This window comes from Pseudonocardia lutea, from assembly GCF_042658055.1.
GTDB classification, from domain to species: domain Bacteria; phylum Actinomycetota; class Actinomycetes; order Mycobacteriales; family Pseudonocardiaceae; genus Pseudonocardia; species Pseudonocardia lutea.
This window is the reverse complement of record NZ_JBHSQK010000018.1, coordinates 45,895-64,763: the sequence shown is the minus strand read 5'-3', so window position 1 is coordinate 64,763 and position 18,869 is coordinate 45,895. Positions and strand designations below refer to the sequence as shown.

17 protein-coding genes are annotated in these 18,869 nt (G+C 74.6%); 8 read left to right on the top strand and 9 right to left on the bottom strand.

Features of this window, described 5'->3' with window-relative positions:
• Positions 1 to 25: 25 nt before the first annotated feature.
• Positions 26 to 2,080 (bottom strand): S9 family peptidase, encoded by a 2,055-nt coding sequence (locus tag ACFQH9_RS09340; RefSeq protein ID WP_379565532.1) that lies wholly within the window; start codon positions 2,078 to 2,080, stop codon positions 26 to 28.
• Positions 2,081 to 2,181: 101 nt separating this feature from the next.
• Between ACFQH9_RS09340 and ACFQH9_RS09335 the strand changes: the two genes are divergently transcribed.
• The gene (locus ACFQH9_RS09335; RefSeq protein ID WP_379565530.1) at positions 2,182 to 3,393 is read left to right on the top strand and encodes an MFS transporter; all 1,212 of its coding nucleotides are present in this window, start codon (positions 2,182 to 2,184) and stop codon (positions 3,391 to 3,393) included.
• A 688-nt stretch (positions 3,394 to 4,081) separates the two neighbouring features.
• On the opposite strand, the gene ACFQH9_RS09330 is transcribed toward ACFQH9_RS09335, so the two are convergent.
• From ACFQH9_RS09330 to mptB, 4 genes are read right to left on the bottom strand one after another with little or no spacing between them, the layout of a single operon-like run.
• Complete coding sequence (locus ACFQH9_RS09330) at positions 4,082 to 5,041, bottom strand: COX15/CtaA family protein (RefSeq protein WP_379565528.1); 960 nt, start codon at positions 5,039 to 5,041, stop codon at positions 4,082 to 4,084.
• 24 nt (positions 5,042 to 5,065) lie between these two features.
• Positions 5,066 to 5,782, bottom strand: a complete 717-nt coding sequence (locus ACFQH9_RS09325) for an ABC transporter permease (RefSeq protein WP_379565635.1) — start codon at positions 5,780 to 5,782, stop codon at positions 5,066 to 5,068.
• Positions 5,783 to 5,841: 59 nt separating this feature from the next.
• Positions 5,842 to 6,798, bottom strand: coding sequence for an ABC transporter ATP-binding protein (locus ACFQH9_RS09320; protein WP_379565634.1), 957 nt, complete (start codon positions 6,796 to 6,798; stop codon positions 5,842 to 5,844).
• Between the two features lie 47 nt (positions 6,799 to 6,845).
• On the bottom strand, positions 6,846 to 8,414 hold the full coding sequence (gene mptB, locus ACFQH9_RS09315) for a polyprenol phosphomannose-dependent alpha 1,6 mannosyltransferase MptB (protein WP_379565527.1): 1,569 nt from the start codon (positions 8,412 to 8,414) through the stop codon (positions 6,846 to 6,848).
• A gap of 171 nt (positions 8,415 to 8,585) precedes the next feature.
• Here mptB and ACFQH9_RS09310 point away from each other — a divergent pair, with 171 nt between their 5' ends.
• The 7 genes from ACFQH9_RS09310 to ACFQH9_RS09280 all read left to right on the top strand — a co-directional run bounded on the left by ACFQH9_RS09310 (position 8,586) and on the right by ACFQH9_RS09280 (position 15,072).
• Positions 8,586 to 9,410: a helix-turn-helix transcriptional regulator gene (locus ACFQH9_RS09310; protein WP_379565526.1), complete on the top strand. Its 825-nt coding sequence runs from the start codon at positions 8,586 to 8,588 to the stop codon at positions 9,408 to 9,410.
• Positions 9,407 to 10,843: a Fe-S cluster assembly protein SufB gene (sufB, locus tag ACFQH9_RS09305; protein ID WP_379565524.1), complete on the top strand. Its 1,437-nt coding sequence runs from the start codon at positions 9,407 to 9,409 to the stop codon at positions 10,841 to 10,843. The genes ACFQH9_RS09310 and sufB overlap by 4 nt, the downstream gene beginning before the upstream one ends.
• Before the next feature lie 88 nt (positions 10,844 to 10,931).
• Positions 10,932 to 12,095, top strand: coding sequence for a Fe-S cluster assembly protein SufD (gene sufD / locus ACFQH9_RS09300; RefSeq protein WP_465269518.1), 1,164 nt, complete (start codon positions 10,932 to 10,934; stop codon positions 12,093 to 12,095).
• A 31-nt stretch (positions 12,096 to 12,126) separates the two neighbouring features.
• Positions 12,127 to 12,885 carry a Fe-S cluster assembly ATPase SufC gene (gene sufC, locus ACFQH9_RS09295; RefSeq protein WP_379565522.1) on the top strand — a complete coding sequence of 253 codons (759 nt, stop codon included), beginning with the start codon at positions 12,127 to 12,129 and terminating at the stop codon, positions 12,883 to 12,885.
• Positions 12,882 to 14,204 carry a cysteine desulfurase gene (locus tag ACFQH9_RS09290; RefSeq protein ID WP_379565521.1) on the top strand — a complete coding sequence of 441 codons (1,323 nt, stop codon included), beginning with the start codon at positions 12,882 to 12,884 and terminating at the stop codon, positions 14,202 to 14,204. Before sufC ends, ACFQH9_RS09290 begins: the two co-directional genes overlap by 4 nt.
• Positions 14,204 to 14,656, top strand: coding sequence for a Fe-S cluster assembly sulfur transfer protein SufU (sufU, locus tag ACFQH9_RS09285; protein WP_379565520.1), 453 nt, complete (start codon positions 14,204 to 14,206; stop codon positions 14,654 to 14,656). Before ACFQH9_RS09290 ends, sufU begins: the two co-directional genes overlap by 1 nt.
• Entirely contained in the window at positions 14,653 to 15,072 is a 420-nt protein-coding gene (locus ACFQH9_RS09280; RefSeq protein WP_379565519.1) for a metal-sulfur cluster assembly factor, read from the top strand. The genes sufU and ACFQH9_RS09280 overlap by 4 nt, the downstream gene beginning before the upstream one ends.
• A gap of 96 nt (positions 15,073 to 15,168) precedes the next feature.
• On the opposite strand, the gene ACFQH9_RS09275 is transcribed toward ACFQH9_RS09280, so the two are convergent.
• From ACFQH9_RS09275 to ACFQH9_RS09260, 4 genes are all read right to left on the bottom strand, one after another.
• A complete protein-coding gene (locus tag ACFQH9_RS09275) occupies positions 15,169 to 16,317 on the bottom strand; it encodes an adenylate/guanylate cyclase domain-containing protein (RefSeq protein WP_379565518.1) in 1,149 nt (382 codons plus the stop codon).
• Positions 16,318 to 16,324: 7 nt separating this feature from the next.
• Complete coding sequence (locus tag ACFQH9_RS09270; protein ID WP_379565517.1) at positions 16,325 to 16,774, bottom strand: universal stress protein; 450 nt, start codon at positions 16,772 to 16,774, stop codon at positions 16,325 to 16,327.
• Between the two features lie 81 nt (positions 16,775 to 16,855).
• Positions 16,856 to 18,064, bottom strand: a complete 1,209-nt coding sequence (locus ACFQH9_RS09265; protein ID WP_379565516.1) for a lycopene cyclase family protein — start codon at positions 18,062 to 18,064, stop codon at positions 16,856 to 16,858.
• 2 nt (positions 18,065 to 18,066) lie between these two features.
• Positions 18,067 to 18,846, bottom strand: coding sequence for an SDR family oxidoreductase (locus ACFQH9_RS09260; RefSeq protein ID WP_379565514.1), 780 nt, complete (start codon positions 18,844 to 18,846; stop codon positions 18,067 to 18,069).
• Positions 18,847 to 18,869: the final 23 nt, after the last annotated feature.

The following is an 18,869-nucleotide window of genomic DNA, read 5'->3' as shown; positions in this document are numbered from 1 at the left end:
GTTCCCGGAGTGCCGGCTCGCGGGTTCAGCGCAGCAGGTCCGGCGCCCGCCAGGGCTCACCGAGGACGTGGTGGGCGAGGAAGGCGTGGACCGTCTCGTACCAGAGCGCCGCGTGCTGCGGCGTGAGCACCCAGTGGTTCTCGTCCGGGAAGTAGAGGAACCGGTGCGGGTTCTGCGCCGGGTCCGCGACCCGGGACTGCAGGTCCCACCACAGCCGCAGGCCCTCGCCGATCGGGACCCGGTAGTCCTTGTCGCCGTGGATCACCAGCATCGGCGTGGTGATCGCGTCGGCGTGGTGGTGCGGGCTGTTCGCCGCCGCCATCTCCGGCGTCATCTCGACGAGCCAGTAGTCGGCCAGGTCCGTGGTCGGCCCGAACTGGTCGAGGGCCCAGAGGCTGGCGTGCGTGACGATCGCGCGGAAGCGGTCGGTGTGCCCGGCGATCCAGTTGGCCATGTAGCCGCCGAAGGAGCCGCCCATCGCCGCGGTGCGGGCGGCGTCGATCTCGGGCAGCGCCTCGGCGGCGTCGGTCAGCGCCATCAGGTCGGTGTAGGGCGTGCCGCCCCACGCGCCCCAGCCGCGCTGCACGAAGTCCTGGCCGTAGCCGGTGGACAGGGCGGGGTCGGGGAGCAGCACGGCGTAGCCGCGGGCCGCCATCAGCCACGGGTTCCACCGCCACTGCCAGGCGTTCCAGCTGTTCAGCGGCCCGCCGTGCACCCACAGCAGCAGCGGGACGGGCTCGGCGGCCGTCGCCGCCTCGGGCAGCACCAGCCAGGCGCGAAGCGGTGAGCCGTCCTCGCCGGTCGCGGTGACCTCGGTGAGCGTGCCCGGCAGGGCGGGCGGCTCGGCGGGTCCGGGCAAGGGCGCGGGCTCCTGGTCGGGCGCGCGGGCGTCGAGCCGGACCGGGGTCGGCGGGCTGTCGACGGCCGAGCGCAGCGCGTAGACGGAGGCGCCGTCGGGCGAGAGGACCGGGTCGGTGTAGGCGCCGTGGTCGCCGGTCAGCCGGGTGACGGCGCCCGTCCCCACCTCGACGCGGAACAGCGGGCCGCGGCCCTGCTCGTCGGCCGTCACGACCAGGGCGGACGAGTCCGGGGCCCAGGCTAGGCCGGTCGGCCAGCGGTCCCAGTCGGCGGCGAGCTCGCGCGCCCCTGCCTCGGGTCCGCCGCCGTCGAGCGGGACGAGCACGAGCGTCTGGCGGGGGGCCCGCTCGGGGGTGGAGCGGCGGGTGCGGATCGCGGCCACGGTCCGCCCGTCCGGGCTGACGCGCGGGGTGCCGAAGTCGTGGCCGGGGTCGTCGAGCAGGGTGCGCCGCTCGCCGGTCGTCGTGTCGAGGGCGACCACGGTGGCGCGCGAGGCGCCGTGGCCGTTCGGGACGACCCAGCCGGTCACGGCGGTGCGGCCGTCCTGGGCGATGTCGGCCGAGGTGTCGAGGAGCGCGCGGCCGGGCGCGGGGGTGAGGTCGGTCCACGCCTCGCCGGGTCGGGCGGCCAGCAACCGGGCCTCGTCCGGGCCCAGGTCGTGGTCCCAGAACCGGACCGGGTAGCCGCCGTGCAGGACGGCCGAGATCTTCTTCTCCCGGCGCGCCGCGCGGCGGGTGGCGTCGTCGTCGCCGGTCACGGCCCCGGGGAGGGTCGGCGAGGTGACGAGCAGGGTGCCGGACTCGCGGGCGACGAGCGGGCTCCCGATCCCGCCCGGGCGGGTCCGGACGACCTGCGCCTCGCCGCCGCCCGCGGGCAACGACCACAGCGCGGCGGTCTCCGGCGCGTCCGGCGCCGCCTCGGGATCGGGACGGGCGGAGACGAAGAGGAGATCACCCTCGGGGGTGAAGGCGGGCGAGGACTCGCCCATCCCGCCCCGGGTCAGCCGGCGTGCCGGGGCCTCGCCCGCGGGGTCGACCTGCCAGAGGGCGCCCCGCCACGCCGTCCGGTCGCGGTCGAGGTGGGCGACCGTCGTGACCAGCCGGGACCCGTCGGGGGAGAGCGCGAGACCGGCGAGGCGGGGGAGCGCGACGAAGGACTGCAGGTCGGCGAACGGGGTGGCGGGCGGGGCGGCGGGCTCGGTGGGGGAGGCAGGCTCGAACACGTGCCATGCCTACACCGTCCCGTCCGTCCGGAGGGGTCGGCCGCCACGGCGTGCCGTGCCACGGCGGACAATGGTCCGGGCACGACGGAAGGGGACGCGCAGTGACGTCAGCGGAGGCGACGGCCGGCCGGACGGTGATGAGCCGGGGCGCCGGCACGGCGGTGGTCGCCGTCACGTTCGTCGTCACGATGATCGGGACCACGCTCCCGACCCCGCTCTACCCGTTGTACGAGCAGCGGTACGGGTTCGGCGGGCTGATGGTCACCGTGGTCTTCGCGACCTACGCGGTGGGCGTCGGCGCCGCGCTGGTGGTGCTCGGCAACCTCTCCGACCGGATCGGGCGGCGGCCGGTGCTGCTCGCCGGGCTCGCGTTCGCGCTGGTCAGCTCGTTGGTCTTCCTCATCCCGGCGGAGCCCGCGCTGTTCGTGGGGCGCTTCCTGTCCGGGGTCTCGGCGGGCATCTTCACCGGTACCGCCACCGCCACGATCATCGACCTGGCCCGCGAGGACCGGAAGGCCCGGGCCGGCCTGGTCGCCGCGGCTGTGAACATGCTGGGGCTGGGCCTCGGACCGGTGCTGGCCGGGGTCCTCGCCCAGTACGCGCCGCTGCCGCTGGACCTGTCCTATCTCGTGCACGCGGCGCTCGTGGTCGCCGCGACGGTCGCGCTGTGGTTCGTGCCCGAGCCCGTCGGGCGGCGGGGGCGCTTCCGGATCGAGCCGCTGCGGGTGGGCGGGGTGCCGGAGGAGGTGCGCGGGGTGTTCGTGCGCGCCGCGATCGGCGGGTTCGCGGGCTTCGCCGTGCTCGGTCTGTTCACCGCCGTGTCGCCGTCCGTGCTGGTCCAGGTGCTGGGCCGGACCAGCCACGTGGTCGTCGGGCTCGTGGTCTTCCTGATGCTCGGCGCCTCCGCGCTCGGTCAGGTGCTGTCGGCGTCCGTGCCCGAACGAGTGGCGCTCCCACTGGGCTGCGGCGGGCTGGCCGTCGGCGCCGCACTGATCGGCACCGGGATCGCGACGGCCTCGCTCGCCCTGTTCTGCACCGGCGCCGCGATCGCCGGGCTGGGCCAGGGGATGAGCTTCCGGGCCGGGCTGGGCGCGGTCGGCTCGCGGGCCCCGCAGGAGGTCCGCGGGGCGGTGGTCGCGACCTTCTTCCTGGTCCTCTACGTCGCGATCTCGCTGCCGGTGATCGGGGTCGGCGCGGCCGCACAGGCGTTCGGCCTGGTGCCGGCGGGCGTGGTGTTCTCCGCGATCGTCGCGCTGCTCGCGCTGGCGGCCGTGGTGCTGACGGTGCGGGCGAGCCGCCGGGAGGAGGCCTGAGCCGCCGGGAAGACCGGGCGTGGTGCTCGGACCCGGTACGCCCGGAGGACCGGCCTGAGCCGCCGGAAGGAGGCCTGAACCCGGTCTCCGACGGATCCGGGCCGGTTCACGACACCCGCCCGGGCGCGGACACACGCGCTGAGTCCCGGCACACCCACTCGCGCAGCGGGACACCCGCTGAGTCCCGGCACACCCGTTCGGGAGCCACCTCACACCCCACCGGAGCGCCGCACACACCGTCGACCGGATGTGCAGCGCTCCTGGAGGTGTGCGGGAGGCACGGGCAGGCTGCCGCTCTTCCGCGCCTCCACGACCGGCCACGGTCCGGGTAGGCGGCATCGAGAGGCGACGGGCGCGGCGCACGAACGCGGTTCGATCCCCGACCCGGTGGCTCGCACACCCGATCGGTCCTTCCGCACGCCGTCGACCGGGTGTGGCGCGAGCGTCGTCGGTGTGGGAAGCGGCTCGAGCAGGTGTGGATCGATCGGACGGTTGTGCGCGGGCCCGCCGGGAGGTGCGCGGGCCCGGCGGGATGTGCGCGGGCCGAGATGAGCGCGCGGGCGGGATGCGAGCGCCCTGGCCACTCGTGGGTCCGAGGGCCGAGCCGTCGTCCGGCGGGTCCTCGGCGCGGGTCCGGGCTCCTCGGCCCGTGCGGCTCGGGAAGGTCAGTGCGCGCCGCCGGCGCGCCTCAGCGGCTCGCGGCGAGCGTGGGCTCCGAGGAGGACGGCGCGTCGAGCGCCGGTTCGGGCGGGGCGCGGTGGCTGGTGGCGGCCCAGACGCCCGCGGCGGCCGCCGTGGTGAGCGCCGCGCCGAGCACGTGCAGGGCCACCAGGACCTCGGGCACACCGAGGGCGTACTGGACCCCGCCCAGCGCCCCCTGCGCGAGCACGACGGCGACGAGCAGGCCGTAGCGGCGCGTGAGCCTGGCGGGGGCGCCGGCCGTCCAGAGCGCGAAGCCGAGGCCGACGAGCAGCCCGAGGTAGGCGAACAGCAGGTCCGCGTGCAGCTGGGCCAGCGCGGGCACTCCGATGCCCAGGCGCGGGGTGGCCGCGTCGCCGGCGTGCGGGCCCGCGGCGGTGACCAGCGTGCCGGCGACCAGGAGCGCACCGAGCACCACGCTGCTCACCACGGCCAGCATCCGGACCGGGCGCGGCACGGTCCGCGTGACGGGGCCGCCGGCGGTCGCCTCGTCGACCAGCTCGACGGCCAGCCACACGAGGATCGTCGACGCCAGGAAGTGCGGCATGACGCTCCACCACACCAGGCCCGCGAGCACGGTGAACCCGCCGATCACGGCCTGCGCCACGACCCCGAGCGGCATCGCGAGCGCCAGCCAGGTGAGCCGGCGCCGTCGCGGCCGCACGTTCAGCGCGGCCAGGAAGGTCAGCCCGGCAACGATCACGAGGAACACCGACAGGAGCCGGTTGCCGAACTCGACCCACTGGGTCAGCGGCGCGATCTCGGGGTGCGGCTCGGGGACGAGCGAGCCTGGGAAGCAGTTCGGCCACGTCGGGCAGCCCAGGCCGGAGCCCGTCACCCGCACCACCGCGCCGGTGACCATGATCCCGGCCTGGCCGATCAGCGACAGGATCGCCAGCCGCCGCATCCAGGGCGGGGAGGTGGCCGGCAGGCGCCGCAGCAGGTTCACACTACAGATGGTAGAAGATGCGGTTCAGCGCAGGCGGACGGCCTTCACCGCGACCCCTCCGGCCACCGCGGCCCACGCCAGCAGCACCAGGATCGGGCCGACGCCGGGCGCGGTGCCGGCCACGAGCGGTGCGCGCAGCCCTTCGGCCAGCGCCCCCGAGGGCAGCGCGGCGGCCACGGCGGCGATCCCTCCGGGCAGCTGGTCGAGCGGGATCACGATCCCGCCGCCGAGCAGCAGCACGAACCACACGAGGTTGGCCACGGCCAGCACGATCTCGGCACGCAGCGTGCCACCGAGCAGGATCCCCAACGCGCCGAACGCGGCACAGCCCAGCAGCACCATGAGCAGGGCCCAGCCCAGGCCGGCGGCGTGCGGCCGCCACCCGAGCAGCGCCGCGACCACCCCGAGGATCACCAGCTGCACCACGACGACGGCGAGGACGGCCGCGAGCCGCCCGGCCACAAGCAGCCAGCGGGGCAGCGCGGTGGCGGCGAGCCGGCGGATGACGCCGTACCGGCGGTCGAAGCCCAGCGCGATGGCCTGGCTGGTGAACGCGGTGGACATCACGGCCAGCGCCAGCACGGCGGGCACCACCGACGCCACCCGCGGCTCCGGCAGCGGCACGACCCGCAGCACGGACAGCCCGACGAGCAGCACGACGGGGATCAGCAGGGTGAGCAGCACCTGCTCGCCGTTGCGCAGCGCCAGGCGCGTCTCGGTGCCCGCCTGGGCCAGCAGCATCCGGCCGAGCCGGCCCCGCCCCGGCGCCGGGGCGAACGTCCCGGGCGCAAACAGCTCGCTCACGACCGCAGCTCCCGTCCGGTCAGGTCCAGGAAGACGTCCTCGAGGCTGCGCCGGGCCACCTGGACGTCGTCGGCGAGGGCGCCCTGGCCCGCGCACCACCCGGTGATCGCGGACAGGACGTGCGGGTCGATGCGCCCGCGGACGACGTAGCGGCCCGCCACGGTCTCGGCCGCGCGGTAGCCCGCGGGCAGCGCGGCGGTGAGCGCGTCGACGTCCATCCCGGTGCGGGCGCGGAAGCGCAGCTCCTGCTCGTCGCCGCCCGCGGTGAGCTCCGCGGGGCTGCCCGCGGCCACGACCCGCCCGTGGTCGACGATCACGACCTCGTCCGCCAGCGCCTCGGCCTCCTCCATGAGGTGCGTGGTCAGCAGGACCGCGACCCCGTCCCGGCGCAGCGCGGAGACCAGCTCCCAGACCACCCGTCGGGCCTGCGGGTCCATGCCCGCGGTCGGCTCGTCGAGCACCGCGACCTCGGGTCGCCCGACGACCGCGCACGCCAGCGCGAGCCGCTGCTGCTGCCCGCCGGAGAGCCGCTTGTACGGGGTCCGGGTGGCGCCCGAGAGGCCGAGCACGTCGATCAGCCAGGCAGGGTCGAGCGGGTCGGCCGCGCACGCGGCGACGAGCCGGAGCATCTCGCCGGCCTTGACCCCCGGGTAGGCACCGCCGCCCTGCGGCATGATCCCGATGCGGGCCCGCAGCGCGTCCGGCGCGCCGGCCGGGTCGAGCCCGAGCACGCGGACCTCGCCCTCGTCCGCGCGCAGGAAGCCGGTGCAGACCTCGATCGTGGTGGTCTTGCCGGCGCCGTTCGGGCCGAGCAGGGCGAGCACCGTCCCGCGGCGCAGCGTCAGGTCCAGCCCCGCGACGGCCGTGGTCGCGCCGAACCGCTTGACCAGGCCGCGCACCGACACCGCGGTGTCCGGAGCGTCGTCCGCGACGAGCGCGGCAGGGTCCGGCACGGCCTCGCCCGACCGGGCCGACGGGGGGATCTGCACAGCCGACGAGTCTAGGCAGGGGTCCGCGCGGCGGGCGCGGCACCCGGATCGCGGGCGGCCTCGCGGCGCAGCGTCCGGCGGACCAGGAGCAGCCCGACGAGCAGGATCACGGCGCCCGCCACGATCCCGAAGGGCAGCTGGTAGGCCCGGAAGTTGAAGTCCGCGCCGGTGGGCGGGACCATCAGCGCGATGATCGCCGACGCGGCCAGCGCGATCCGCCGGTAGCGCGGCATCCCGCGGGTGGCGGCGAGCGGGATCGCCGCCCACAGCAGGTACCAGGGGTGCACCACCGGCCCCAGCAGCACCACGGCTCCCAGCCCGACGCCCACCCCCGTCACGGGGTCGACCAGGCCCTTCAGGCACAGCCACAGCAGCCAGCCGCAGGCCAGCGCCGCGGCGAGCCCGCCCAGTCCGCGGGTGAGGGTGAGCGTGGTGTCGGTGTGGTCGCCGAGCCCGGCGAGGATGCCGATCTGCCCGGAGAGCTGGCCGAGGTCGGTGGACAGCGACATCCAGCTGCGGATGGTGTTGGCCGTGCCCTGGGTGGAGATCCAGCCGAAGCCCAGCCCGGTGCCCAGGCCGATGACGGCGTAGACCCCGACGGCCACCCCGACGAGGGCCGCGGCCGCCACCGCGACGTCCCGGACCCGGCCGCCCCACCGCCGGGCCAGGTCCACTCCCAGGAAGCCGAGCGCGAGCAGCGCGGGCAGCTTGACCGAGGCCCCGAGCGTGATCAGCACCGCGCCCGCGACCCAGCGGGGCCAGGGGACCGGTTCGTCCGGGTCGCCGAGCGCCAGGTGCAGCCCGGCGAGCAGCAGCCCGAGCATGAGCGCCTCGTTGTGGATGCCGCTGACCAGGTGGAACAGCACCAGGGGATTGGCCGCGCCGAGCCACAGCGCCAGGCCCGCCTCGACCCCGCAGCGGCGGGCGAGCTTGGGCAGCGCCCAGAGGATCAGGGCCACGCCGCCCAGCGCCAGCACCCGGTGGGCCAGGACGCCGAACACGACGTCGTTGCCGGTCAGCGCGGTGATCCCGCGTCCGACGACGAGGAACAGGGGCCCGTAGGGCGCCGGCGTCTCCCGCCAGATCGTCGGGATCGTGCGGGTCAGCGGGTCGTCGACGCCGAGGGCCTGCGCAGGGCCGAGCACGTACGGGTCGAGGCCGCGGGCGACGATCGCCGACTGCGCGAGGTAGCTGTAGACGTCCTTGGAGAACAGCGGCGGCGCCAGCGCCAGCGGCAGCGCCCACAGGATCCCCGCGCGGCCGATCGAGAGCCGGTCCGGCGCGGGCGGCACCGCACCGCGCGCCGAGAGCATCCGCCCGATCCACAGCCAGGCCAGCACGAGCATGCCCATTCCCGCGTAGGTCAGGGCGAGCGCGAGGGTGGCGTTGCGGGAGGGGAGGCCGACCAGCCGCAGGCCGTTGAGCGGGTTGGGCACGGGCAGCGCCCCGGCGCCCAGGGCGCCGACGGCCATGAGCAGGGCCCCGGTGAGCCCGAGGCGGCGCGCCGGTCTCGCCGGATCGGCCGCGACGGGCCGGTCCGCCGGCGGCGACCCGGTGGGGTCCAGGGCGGGGGCGGCCATGCGGGGAGCCTAACGACCGGCCCCCGGGCGGCCGGCCGGAGTCGCGCGCCGGGACCGCGGACGGCCCGCGGCGGGCCGTCGAACGGCGCCCGGCGGGTGATCGTGGTGAGTCCGCTCACCCGCGCGGGGGGCGCCTTTGCCGTGTCGGCGCATATACGCAACACTGGTGTTGTGAAAACAGCCGGACCGAGCACCGCGACCGGGGCGCCGCAGGCGTCCGGCGTCGTCGTGCCCGCACCGGCCGGGCACGCGGCGCACCTCCCCGCCCATCCCGAGGGTCGCACGCGGCTCGCGGTCGCCCGGCTCCTGCTGGAGCAGGGGCCGGTCACGGCCGCGGAGGTCGCCGCCGAGCTGGAGCTCTCGGCCGCAGCCGTGCGCCGGCACCTGGACGCCCTGATCGCCGACGGCGAGGCGGAGACCCGGGAGGCGCCGCGGCGCACCCGGCGCTCGCGCGGCCGGCCGGCCAAGCAGTTCCTGCTCACCGACGCCGGCCGGGTCCGCTTCGGGCACGGCTACGACGACCTGGCCACCTCGGCCCTGCGGTTCCTCGCGGCGCACGCGGGGGAGCAGGCCGTCGGCGAGTTCGCCCGGTCCCGCGTGCACGAGCTCCTCGGCGGCGCCGAGGACGAGATCCACGCGGCCGGCACGCCGGAGGAGCGGGCCGAGGCGCTGGCGCGGGTGCTCACGTCGCGGGGCTACGCCGCGGCGGCCCGGGAGGCGGGGCACGGCGTGCAGCTGTGCCAGCACCACTGTCCGGTGGCCCACGTCGCGGCCGAGTTCCCGGAGCTCTGCGAGGCCGAGACCGCGGCCTTCGCGGAGGTCCTGGGCACGCACGTGCAACGCTTGGCCACCATCGCGCGCGGCGACTCCGCGTGCACCACCCACGTCCCCACCGTGTTCCCGGAGGTTCCCGAACGCCTCCGGATCGGGCAGCGCCCGGGAGCGGCGGGGCAGCAAGCGACCACCACGTCCCCGAGAGGGAGGCAGTCTTCATGACGACCACTCCTGAGGTGAAGCCAGGGCTCACGCAGGAGGAGACGCTCGCGACGCTCGGCCGGTACGACTTCGGCTGGTCGGACCCGGACGTCGCCGGCGCGTCCGCCCGTCGCGGTTTGTCCGCCGACGTGGTGGCCGACATCTCCCGCCTGAAGAACGAGCCGCAGTGGATGCTCGACTTCCGGCTCAAGGCACTGGACCTCTTCGAGCGCAAGCCGATGCCGCGCTGGGGCTCGGACCTGTCGGGCATCGACTTCGACAACATCAAGTACTTCGTGCGGTCCACGGAGAAGCAGGCCACCTCGTGGGAGGACCTGCCCCCGGACATCAAGAACACCTACGACAAGCTGGGCATCCCGGAGGCCGAGAAGGCCCGCCTGGTCGCCGGGGTCGCCGCGCAGTACGAGTCCGAGGTCGTCTACCACCAGATCCGCGAGGACCTGGAGGAGCAGGGCGTCATCTTCCTGGACACCGACACCGGCCTGCGCGAGCACCCGGAGCTGTTCAAGGAGTACTTCGGCTCGGTCATCCCCAGCGGCGACAACAAGTTCTCGGCGCTGAACTCGGCCGTGTGGTCGGGCGGCTCGTTCATCTACGTGCCGCCGGGCGTGCACGTCGAGATCCCGCTGCAGGCCTACTTCCGGATCAACACCGAGAACATGGGCCAGTTCGAGCGGACGCTGATCATCGCCGACGAGGGCTCGTACGTGCACTACGTCGAGGGCTGCACCGCGCCGATCTACAAGTCGGACTCGCTGCACTCCGCGGTCGTCGAGATCGTCGTCAAGAAGAACGCCCGGGTCCGGTACACGACCATCCAGAACTGGTCGAACAACGTGTACAACCTGGTCACCAAGCGGGCCAAGGCCGAAGAGGGCGCCACCATGGAGTGGGTCGACGGCAACCTGGGCTCCAAGGTGACCATGAAGTACCCGGCCGTGATGCTGATGGGCGAGCACGCCAAGGGCGAGGTCTTGTCCATCGCCTTCGCCGGCGAGGGCCAGCACCAGGACGCGGGCGCGAAGATGACGCACCTGGCGCCGAACACGTCGTCGACGATCATCTCCAAGTCGGTGGCGCGCGGCGGCGGGCGCACGTCCTACCGCGGCCTGATCCGGGTCAACCCGCGGGCCAAGAACTCGAAGAGCACGGTCAAGTGCGACGCGCTGCTGGTCGACACGATCAGCCGCAGCGACACCTACCCGTACGTCGACATCCGCACGGACGACGTGCAGATGGGCCACGAGGCCACCGTCTCGAAGGTGTCGGACGACCAGCTCTTCTACCTGATGAGCCGCGGTCTGACCGAGGACGAGGCCATGGCGATGGTCGTGCGCGGGTTCGTCGAGCCCATCGCGCGCGAGCTCCCCATGGAGTACGCCCTCGAGCTGAACCGCCTGATCGAGCTGCAGATGGAGGGTTCCGTCGGATGACCGGCGATCTTCGGAGCCTGCGGAGAAGGATCGACGCATCGTGACCGTTCCGAACACAGCCCCCGAGGTCGCGGGGCTCGCCCCCGAGCTGGCCGGCGCGAAGGAGGGGCAGGGCGAGAAGCCCGTCCTCTCCGCCGGCGAGCGTTTCACCTCCTACGACGTCGAGGCCTTCGAGGTCCCGGGCGGGCGCGAGGAGAACTGGCGGTTCACCCCGCTCAAGCGCCTGCGCGGGCTGCACGACGGCAGCGCGGCGCTCGACGGGCGGGCGCCGGTGACGGTGCCCGTCGCCGCGGGCGTCACCGTGGAGACGGTCGGGCGGGACGACGCACGGATCGGCGAGGGCGGCACCCCCGCCGACCGCGTGGCCGCCCAGGCCTGGTCCGCGTTCGCCGAGGCCACCGTCGTCACGTTCGACGGCACCCCGGAGCCCCTCACGATCACGGTCGAGGGCCCCGGCGCCGGGGCGACGGCCGCGGGTCACCTGCAGCTGCGCACCACGCCGTTCGCCGAGGCCACCGTGGTGCTCGAGCACCGCGGGTCCGGGGTGCTGGCGGACAACCTCGAGGTCGTGCTCGCCGACTCCTCGCGGCTGACGCTGGTCGTCACCGACGAGTGGGCGGACGACGCGGTGCACGTCTCCGCGCAGCACCTGTCCGTCGGCCGGGACGCGACCCTCAAGGTCGTGTCGGTCTCGCTCGGCGGCGACCTCGTGCGCGTCAGCCCGACGGTGACCTACCGCGGGCCGGGCGGCGACGTCGAGCTGGTCGGCCTGGGCTACGCCGACGCCGGGCAGCACCTCGAGCAGCGCCTGCTCGTCGACCACGCCGTGCCGAACTGCCGGTCGAACGTGCTCTACAAGAACGCCCTGCAGGGCCGCGCGGGAACGCCGGACGCGCACACCGTGTGGATCGGCGACGTGCTGATCCAGGCGGCCGCGGAGAACACCGAGACCTTCGAGTTCAACCGCAACCTCGTGCTCACCGAGCACGCGCGGGCGGACTCGGTGCCGAACCTCGAGATCGAGACCGGCGAGATCGTGTCGGCGGGCCACGCCAGCGCGACCGGCCGGTTCGACGACGAGCAGCTGTTCTACCTGCAGAGCCGCGGCATCCCCGAGGACCAGGCCCGGCGCCTGGTGGTCCGCGCGTTCTTCGGCGAGATCCTGCAGCGGATCCCCGCCGCCACCCTGCCCGACCTGCGCGAGCGGCTCGAGGCGGCCATCGAGGCCGAGCTCGCCGTGACCGGCGTCTGAGCCCTTCCCACCACAGGAGTTCCGAACAGCGATGTCCACCCTGGAGATCAAGGACCTGCACGCGTCGGTGAGCACCGACGACGGTCCGAAGCCGATCCTGCGCGGTGTCGACCTGACCGTGAAGGCCGGCGAGACCCACGCGATCATGGGGCCGAACGGCTCCGGCAAGTCCACGCTCGCCTACGCGATCGCCGGGCACCCGAAGTACGAGATCACCTCGGGCGAGGTCCTGCTCGACGGCGAGAACGTGCTCGACATGAGCGTCGACGAGCGGGCCCGCGCCGGCCTGTTCCTCGCCATGCAGTACCCGGTCGAGGTGCCCGGCGTCTCGATGGCGAACTTCCTGCGCTCGGCGGCCACCGCGATCCGCGGCGAGGCCCCGAAGCTGCGGACCTGGGTCAAGGAGGTCAAGGGCGCGATGTCCGACCTCGGGATCTCGGAGGAGTTCGCGGACCGCTCGGTGAACGAGGGCTTCTCCGGCGGCGAGAAGAAGCGCCACGAGGTGCTGCAGCTCGCCCTGCTCAACCCCAAGATCGCGATCCTCGACGAGACCGACTCCGGCCTCGACGTCGACGCGCTGCGGGTCGTGTCCGAGGGCGTCAACCGGTTCCGCTCGCCGGAGAACGGCATCCTGCTGATCACGCACTACACGCGCATCCTGCAGCACATCACGCCGGACTTCGTGCACGTGTTCGCCGGCGGCCGGGTCGTCGAGTCCGGCGGCCCCGAGCTGGCCGACGACCTCGAGAAGAACGGCTACGAGCGCTTCGTGGCGGCGGCCGCGTCATGACCGCCGTTCAGACCCCCAAGGAGACGGAGCTCGCGGAGTCGACCGTCGGCAGGGCGGGTCTGGACGTCGCCACGATCCGCGCCGACTTCCCGATCCTGTCGCGCACCGTCCGCGAGGGCCGCCCGCTGGTGTACCTGGACTCCGGGGCCACCTCGCAGCGGCCCCGCCAGGTGCTCGACGCCGAGCGGGCGTTCCTCGAGACGCACAACGCCGCCGTGCACCGCGGCGCGCACCAGCTCGCCGAGGAGGCCACGGACGACTACGAGGCCGCGCGGGCGAAGATCGCGGTGTTCACCGGGGCCGAGCCCGAGGAGCTGGTGTTCACCAAGAACGCCACCGAGGCGATCAACCTCGTCGCGTACGCGATGAGCAACTCCTCGATCCGTACGGGCCTGGGCGCGGAGTCGGAGCGGTTCGCGGTCGGCCCCGGCGACGAGATCGTCGTCACCGAGCTGGAGCACCACGCCAACCTGGTGCCCTGGCAGGAGCTGTGCCGGCGCACCGGGGCGACCCTGCGCTGGTACTCGGTCACCGAGGACGGCCGCATCGACCTGGACTCGCTTGAGCTCACCGAGCGCACCAAGGTCGTGGCCTTCGCCCACCAGTCCAACGTCCTGGGCTCGATCGCCCCGGTCGAGGAGCTGGTGCGGCGGGCGCGGGCCGTCGGCGCGCTCACCGTGCTCGACGCCTGCCAGTCGGTGCCGCACATGCCGGTCAACCTGACCGCGCTCGGCGTCGACTACGCCGCCTTCTCCGGGCACAAGATGCTCGGCCCGTCCGGGGTCGGCGTGCTCTACGGCCGCACCGAGCTGCTCGACGCGATGCCGCCCTTCCTCACCGGCGGGTCGATGATCGAGATGGTGCGGATGGAGGGCTCGACCTACGCCCCGCCGCCGCAGCGCTTCGAGGCCGGCGTGCCGATGACGTCGCAGGCCGTGGGCCTGGGCGCGGCCGTGGACTATCTGTCCGCGATCGGCATGGACACGGTCTTCGCGCACGAACGCGAGCTGACCGAGGTCGCGCTGGACACGCTGCGCGAGGTCGAGGGCGTGCGGATCATCGGGCCGGACTCGCTCGAGCAGCGGGGCGGCGCGGTGTCCTTCGTGGTCGACGGGGTGCACGCGCACGACGTCGGGCAGGTGCTCGACGACCGGGGCATCGCCGTGCGGGTCGGGCACCACTGCGCCTGGCCGCTGCACCGGCGCTTCGGAATCGCGGCGACCGTCCGGGCGTCCTTCCACGTGTACACCACGGTGGAGGAGGTGGCCCAGCTCGCCGACGGCGTGCGGGCCGCCCGGGAGTTCTTCGGGGTCGCGTGATGCAGCTCGAACAGATGTACCAGGAGATCATCCTGGACCACTACCGCCAGCCCCACGGGGCCGGCCTGCGGGACCCGTTCGACGCGGAGACCCACCACGTCAACCCCACCTGCGGCGACGAGGTCACCCTGCGGGTGAAGCTCGACGGCGACGGTGCGAACCGCACCGTGCAGGACGTGTCCTACGAGTCGCTCGGGTGCTCCATCAGCCAGGCGTCGACGTCGGTGCTGACCGACCTCGTCGTCGGCAAGAGCGTCGAGGAGGCGTTCCGGATCCTGGAGTCCTTCCAGGAGATGGCGCAGAGCCGCGGGAAGATCCCGGGCGACGAGGAGGTCATCGGCGACGGCATCGCGTTCGCCGGGGTCTCCAAGTACCCGGCCCGCGTGAAGTGTGCTCTGCTGGGCTGGATGGCGTTCAAGGACGCGGTCGCGCGGGTGAAGGAGGAGGCATGAGCGACAACACCGCCGGGCGGACGGACGAGGAGATCGTCCGGGGCGCCGCCGGGATGCCGGAGCCGCCGGCCGCCACGGCCACGTCGGACGGGGAGGGCCCCTCGCTGGACGACATCGAGGAGGCCATGCGGGACGTCGTGGACCCCGAGCTGGGGATCAACGTCGTCGACCTCGGCCTGGTCTACGGCCTGAAGGTCGAGGACAACAAGGCGATCATCGACATGACCCTGACGTCGGCGGCCTGCCCGCTGACGGACGTGATCGAGGAGCAGGCCCGCTCCGCCCTCACCGGCGGCAGCACCGGCGGCCTGGTCGAGGACATCACGATCAACTGGGTCTGGATGCCGCCGTGGGGCCCGGAGAAGATCACCGAGGACGGCCGCGAGCAGCTGCGCGCCCTCGGCTTCCGCGTCTGAGCTGAGTACTCGCACCATGGAACCATGATGCGCAGAGACGGCCGTCAATCGCGCATCATGGTTCCATAGCGCGTTTTCAACCGGTCCAAATGCGCATTATGGTGCCGTAGTGCGTTGTCCGCCGCCGTCGCCGCGCTCGCGCAGCAGGTAGGGCTGCAGGTGCCGGTAGCCCCGGACCTGCAGGGGCTTGAGCCGGCGCACGGTGAACCGCTCGTCGCCCTCGATCCCGTGCGCGACCTCGCGGTCGACCAGCACCGTGTCGGGCCGGGCGTGGGTGGTGAGCCGGGCGGCGATGTTGACCGGCTCGCCGTAGACGTCGCCGAAGCGCTGCAGCACGTCGCCGGCGGCGAGCCCGATCCGCAGCGGGGGCAGCGAGGGCTCCCGGCGCACCCGCTCGCGCAGCCGCAGGGCCAGCCAGGCGGCCTCCGCCGGCTCGTCGGTCACGAAGAGCACCTCGTCGCCGACCGTCTTGACCAGCCGCCCGCCGCAGTCGGTGATCACCTCGGTGGTGGCGGCCTCGAAGCGCTCGATCATCTCGGACAGCTCGGCGGGGGAGCGGCGCCGCGTGGTGCGGGTGAAGCCGACCATGTCCGCGAACCCGACCGTGAGGGTGCGGGTCTCGGCCGACTCCGGGTCGTCGAGCGGGCCGACCACGAACCGCGAGACCGCGGCCGCCAGGTGCCGCCGCCAGATGTAGGCCTGTACCCGTTCCAGGGTCGGCAGCAGCTCGGCCGCGAACCGCAGCGCGGCCTCCGGCGCCATCTCGCCGGAGGCGGAGCCGACCGTCGGTGCGGAGGCGGAGCCGACCGTCGGTGCGGGAGCGGAGCCGACCGTCGGCGCGGCGCGGTCGGCCACCATCCTCGCGAGCATTCCGACCTGCCAGTCCGCGAGCCGGGACACCGACTGCGCGATCGCCCTCAGGACCGTCTCGCGGACGTCGGTGGGCAGCGATCGGGCGACGGTATCGGTGGCGAGCAGCCCGGCGGCGTCGACGTCGCCGTCGGTGAAGTAGACGAGGTCGTCCGGCACCTCGGGGAAGCCGAGCGAACGCCAGAGCCGCAGGCCCTCCTCCTCGGGCACCCCCGCGCGGGCGAGCACCTCCGCGCGGGTGTACCGGCGGGGGCTGCCCAGGATCATCTCCTCCAGGGCCCCGACCAGCGGCGCGGACTCCGCCAGCCGGCGCCGCTCGCCCCGGGCCGCGGCGTCGAGGAAGGACCCGAGGTCGTCCAGCCAGCCCTCGCTCACGGGCCGCTCAGGTGGTGTGCACGATCAGGACGTCGACGCCCGAGCGGCGCGCGACGTCGGACGGGACCGAGCCGAGGATGCGGCCGCTGAGGGTGTTGAGCCCCTTGTTGCCCACCACGAGCAGGTCGGCGTTGCGCTCCTTGACGGCCTTGCGCAGCACGTCGGCCGGGGCCCCGTCCTCCGCGACCTTGGAGATCTTGGTGGCGCCGATCGCCGCGGCCTTGTCCTCGGCGGTGCGCAGGACCTCCTCGGCGGGCGTCCAGCCGCGTACCTGGTAGGCCTCCTCGCCGAGCGCGTCCTCGGCCTCGGCCGTGTCCTCGCGCGAGGCCGGCGTGTACGCGGAGACGAGCACGAGCTCGGCGTCGGAGTCGCGCGCGACGGCCGCCGCGCGCTCCACGGCGACGTACGAGGTCGCGGAGCCGTCCGTGCCGACGACGACGGTGGTGTAGGCGGACATGTGCCCTCCGGGGATCGGTCACACGATGGTCCCGGCAGATTACCGGCGGGTAGTTCGCTGACCTGCACCGACTCGCGAGCGTCACCCGGTGGTGGCGGGCCGGGCCCGGGGCAGCAGCGCGGGGCCGACGAGCCGGGCGCGCAACGGCCAGTCCGCGCGGGCCCAGAGCGCACGCATCGCGGCGGCGGTGCCGGGCAGGTCGGCGCGGCCGGTGAGGTAGGCCCACCGGTGGTGCGCGGGCAGGCCCAGGAACACCTCGAAGAAGGCCGGCACCCGCTCCGGCGGCATCCGCAGCAGCGCCTCCAGGCCGCGGTGCCGCAGCACGTGCACCATCCGGGCCTGTGCGGGCCACACCACCGCCCGGGCCGCGCGCAGGGGAGTCGGGCCGGCGAGCGCCTCCGCGAGCCGGGGTGCCAGCCGCAACGCGGTGGCCACCGAGAAGCCCGTGGCGGGATGCACCAGCGCCCCGGCCGCGCCGAACGCGGGTCCGGGGGCCAGGGTGGCGCCGATCGGGCCCTCGACGGGGAAGCGCACGCGCTCCTCCTCCGCGCCGGCCGGTGCGCGGACGCCGTGGTGCGCCAGGCGCGCGTGCAGCCGGTCGCGGAGCTCGGGCAGCGGCAGCCCCGGCCGGCGCGCCAGGGAGGTCTCCTCGACCAGCACCCGGCCGCCGCCGAGCGGCACGGCGTAGAGGAAGGTCGGCCAGGCCCCGGTCGACCCGGCCGCTCGGCCGTGGTCCTGCCGCCAGTCCATGAACAGCGCCTCGCCGGGCGCGACGAGCGGTGCCGCCACGGCCTCGTCGACGACCAGCCCGTAGGCCGTCTGCTCCGCGACCGGCCTGCGGGCCCGGGCGGGCCGGTGCCCGGTGGCGTCGACGACCAGCCGGGCAGGGATGCGCCCGTCGGTCACCCGGGCGTAGCCCGGCTCGCTGCCCAGCACCTTCGCCCGGTGGACCGTGACGCCGGCCAGCCCCGCGTCGAGGTGGGCGCGCAGGGCCGCGGTGTCGAGCACCGTGTACTCCCAGCCCAGCCGGTGCTCGGCCAGGGCCACGGCCCGGCCCGTCGCGCGTGCGGCGACCACACCCGCGGGCAGGTCCGCGGGCAGCTCGCCGGCCCAGGCCGCGTAGGTCGCGCGCCAGGGGCGGTCCGGGGCGGGATCGGCCAGGGCGGTCCGCAGCCCGATCCGCGCGCAGGCCGCGGCGAGCGCGCGCCCCGCCGGGCCGCCCCCGGCCACCAGCACGTCGACCGCCCCGGGCGCCGGGGCGGACCCGGCCCGCACGGCGGGCTCCCGCACGTTCAGGCGTTCCTCCCCGAGGCCAGGGCGCCGCCGTCGATCCGGACGGTCTCGCCGGTGATCCACCCTGAGGCGTCGGACACCAGGAACCCGACGGCCGCGGCGACGTCCTCCGGCGTGCCGAGCCGCTTCAGCGGGTAGCCGTTGGCCACCCCCTCCTCGTCGCGCTCGTAGAGCGCGGCCGCGAACCGGGTCTTGACGACGGCCGGGGCCACGGCGTTGACCCGGACGCCCGGGCCGAGCTGCCCGGCCAGCTCCGCGGTCAGCCGGATGAGCGCGGCCTTCGACGCCCCGTAGGCGCCGATGACGCCGGTCGACCGGATCCCGGCCATCGAGGCGATGTTGACCACCGCTCCGCCGTGCTCGCGCATCCACGCGCGGTACGCGAGCTGCACGAACGCCAGCGGTGCGACGACGTTGACGTCGAAGATCTTCGACACGGCGCCGAGGTCGGCGTCGACCAGCGGGCCGTACTGCGGGTTGATGCCAGCGTTGTTCACCAGGATCGCGAGGTTGCCGAACTCCTCGACGGTGCGGGCGACCGCCTCCTCGCGGTGCGCGGCGTCGCCCGCGTTGCCGGCGACGGTGAGCACGCGGCCCGGGGCGCCGAGCTCCGTCGCCGCGGCCTCCAGGTCCGGCTGCCCGCGGCCGGTGATCGTGACGGACGCGCCGCGGCCCAGCAGCTCCGCGGCGACGGCGAGCCCGATCCCGCGGCTCGCGCCCGTGACGAGCGCGGCGCGCCCGGCGAGATCGCCGGGCCGATCTCCGGTGACTTCGGTCATGGCAGGGACCCTACGGGGGAAAT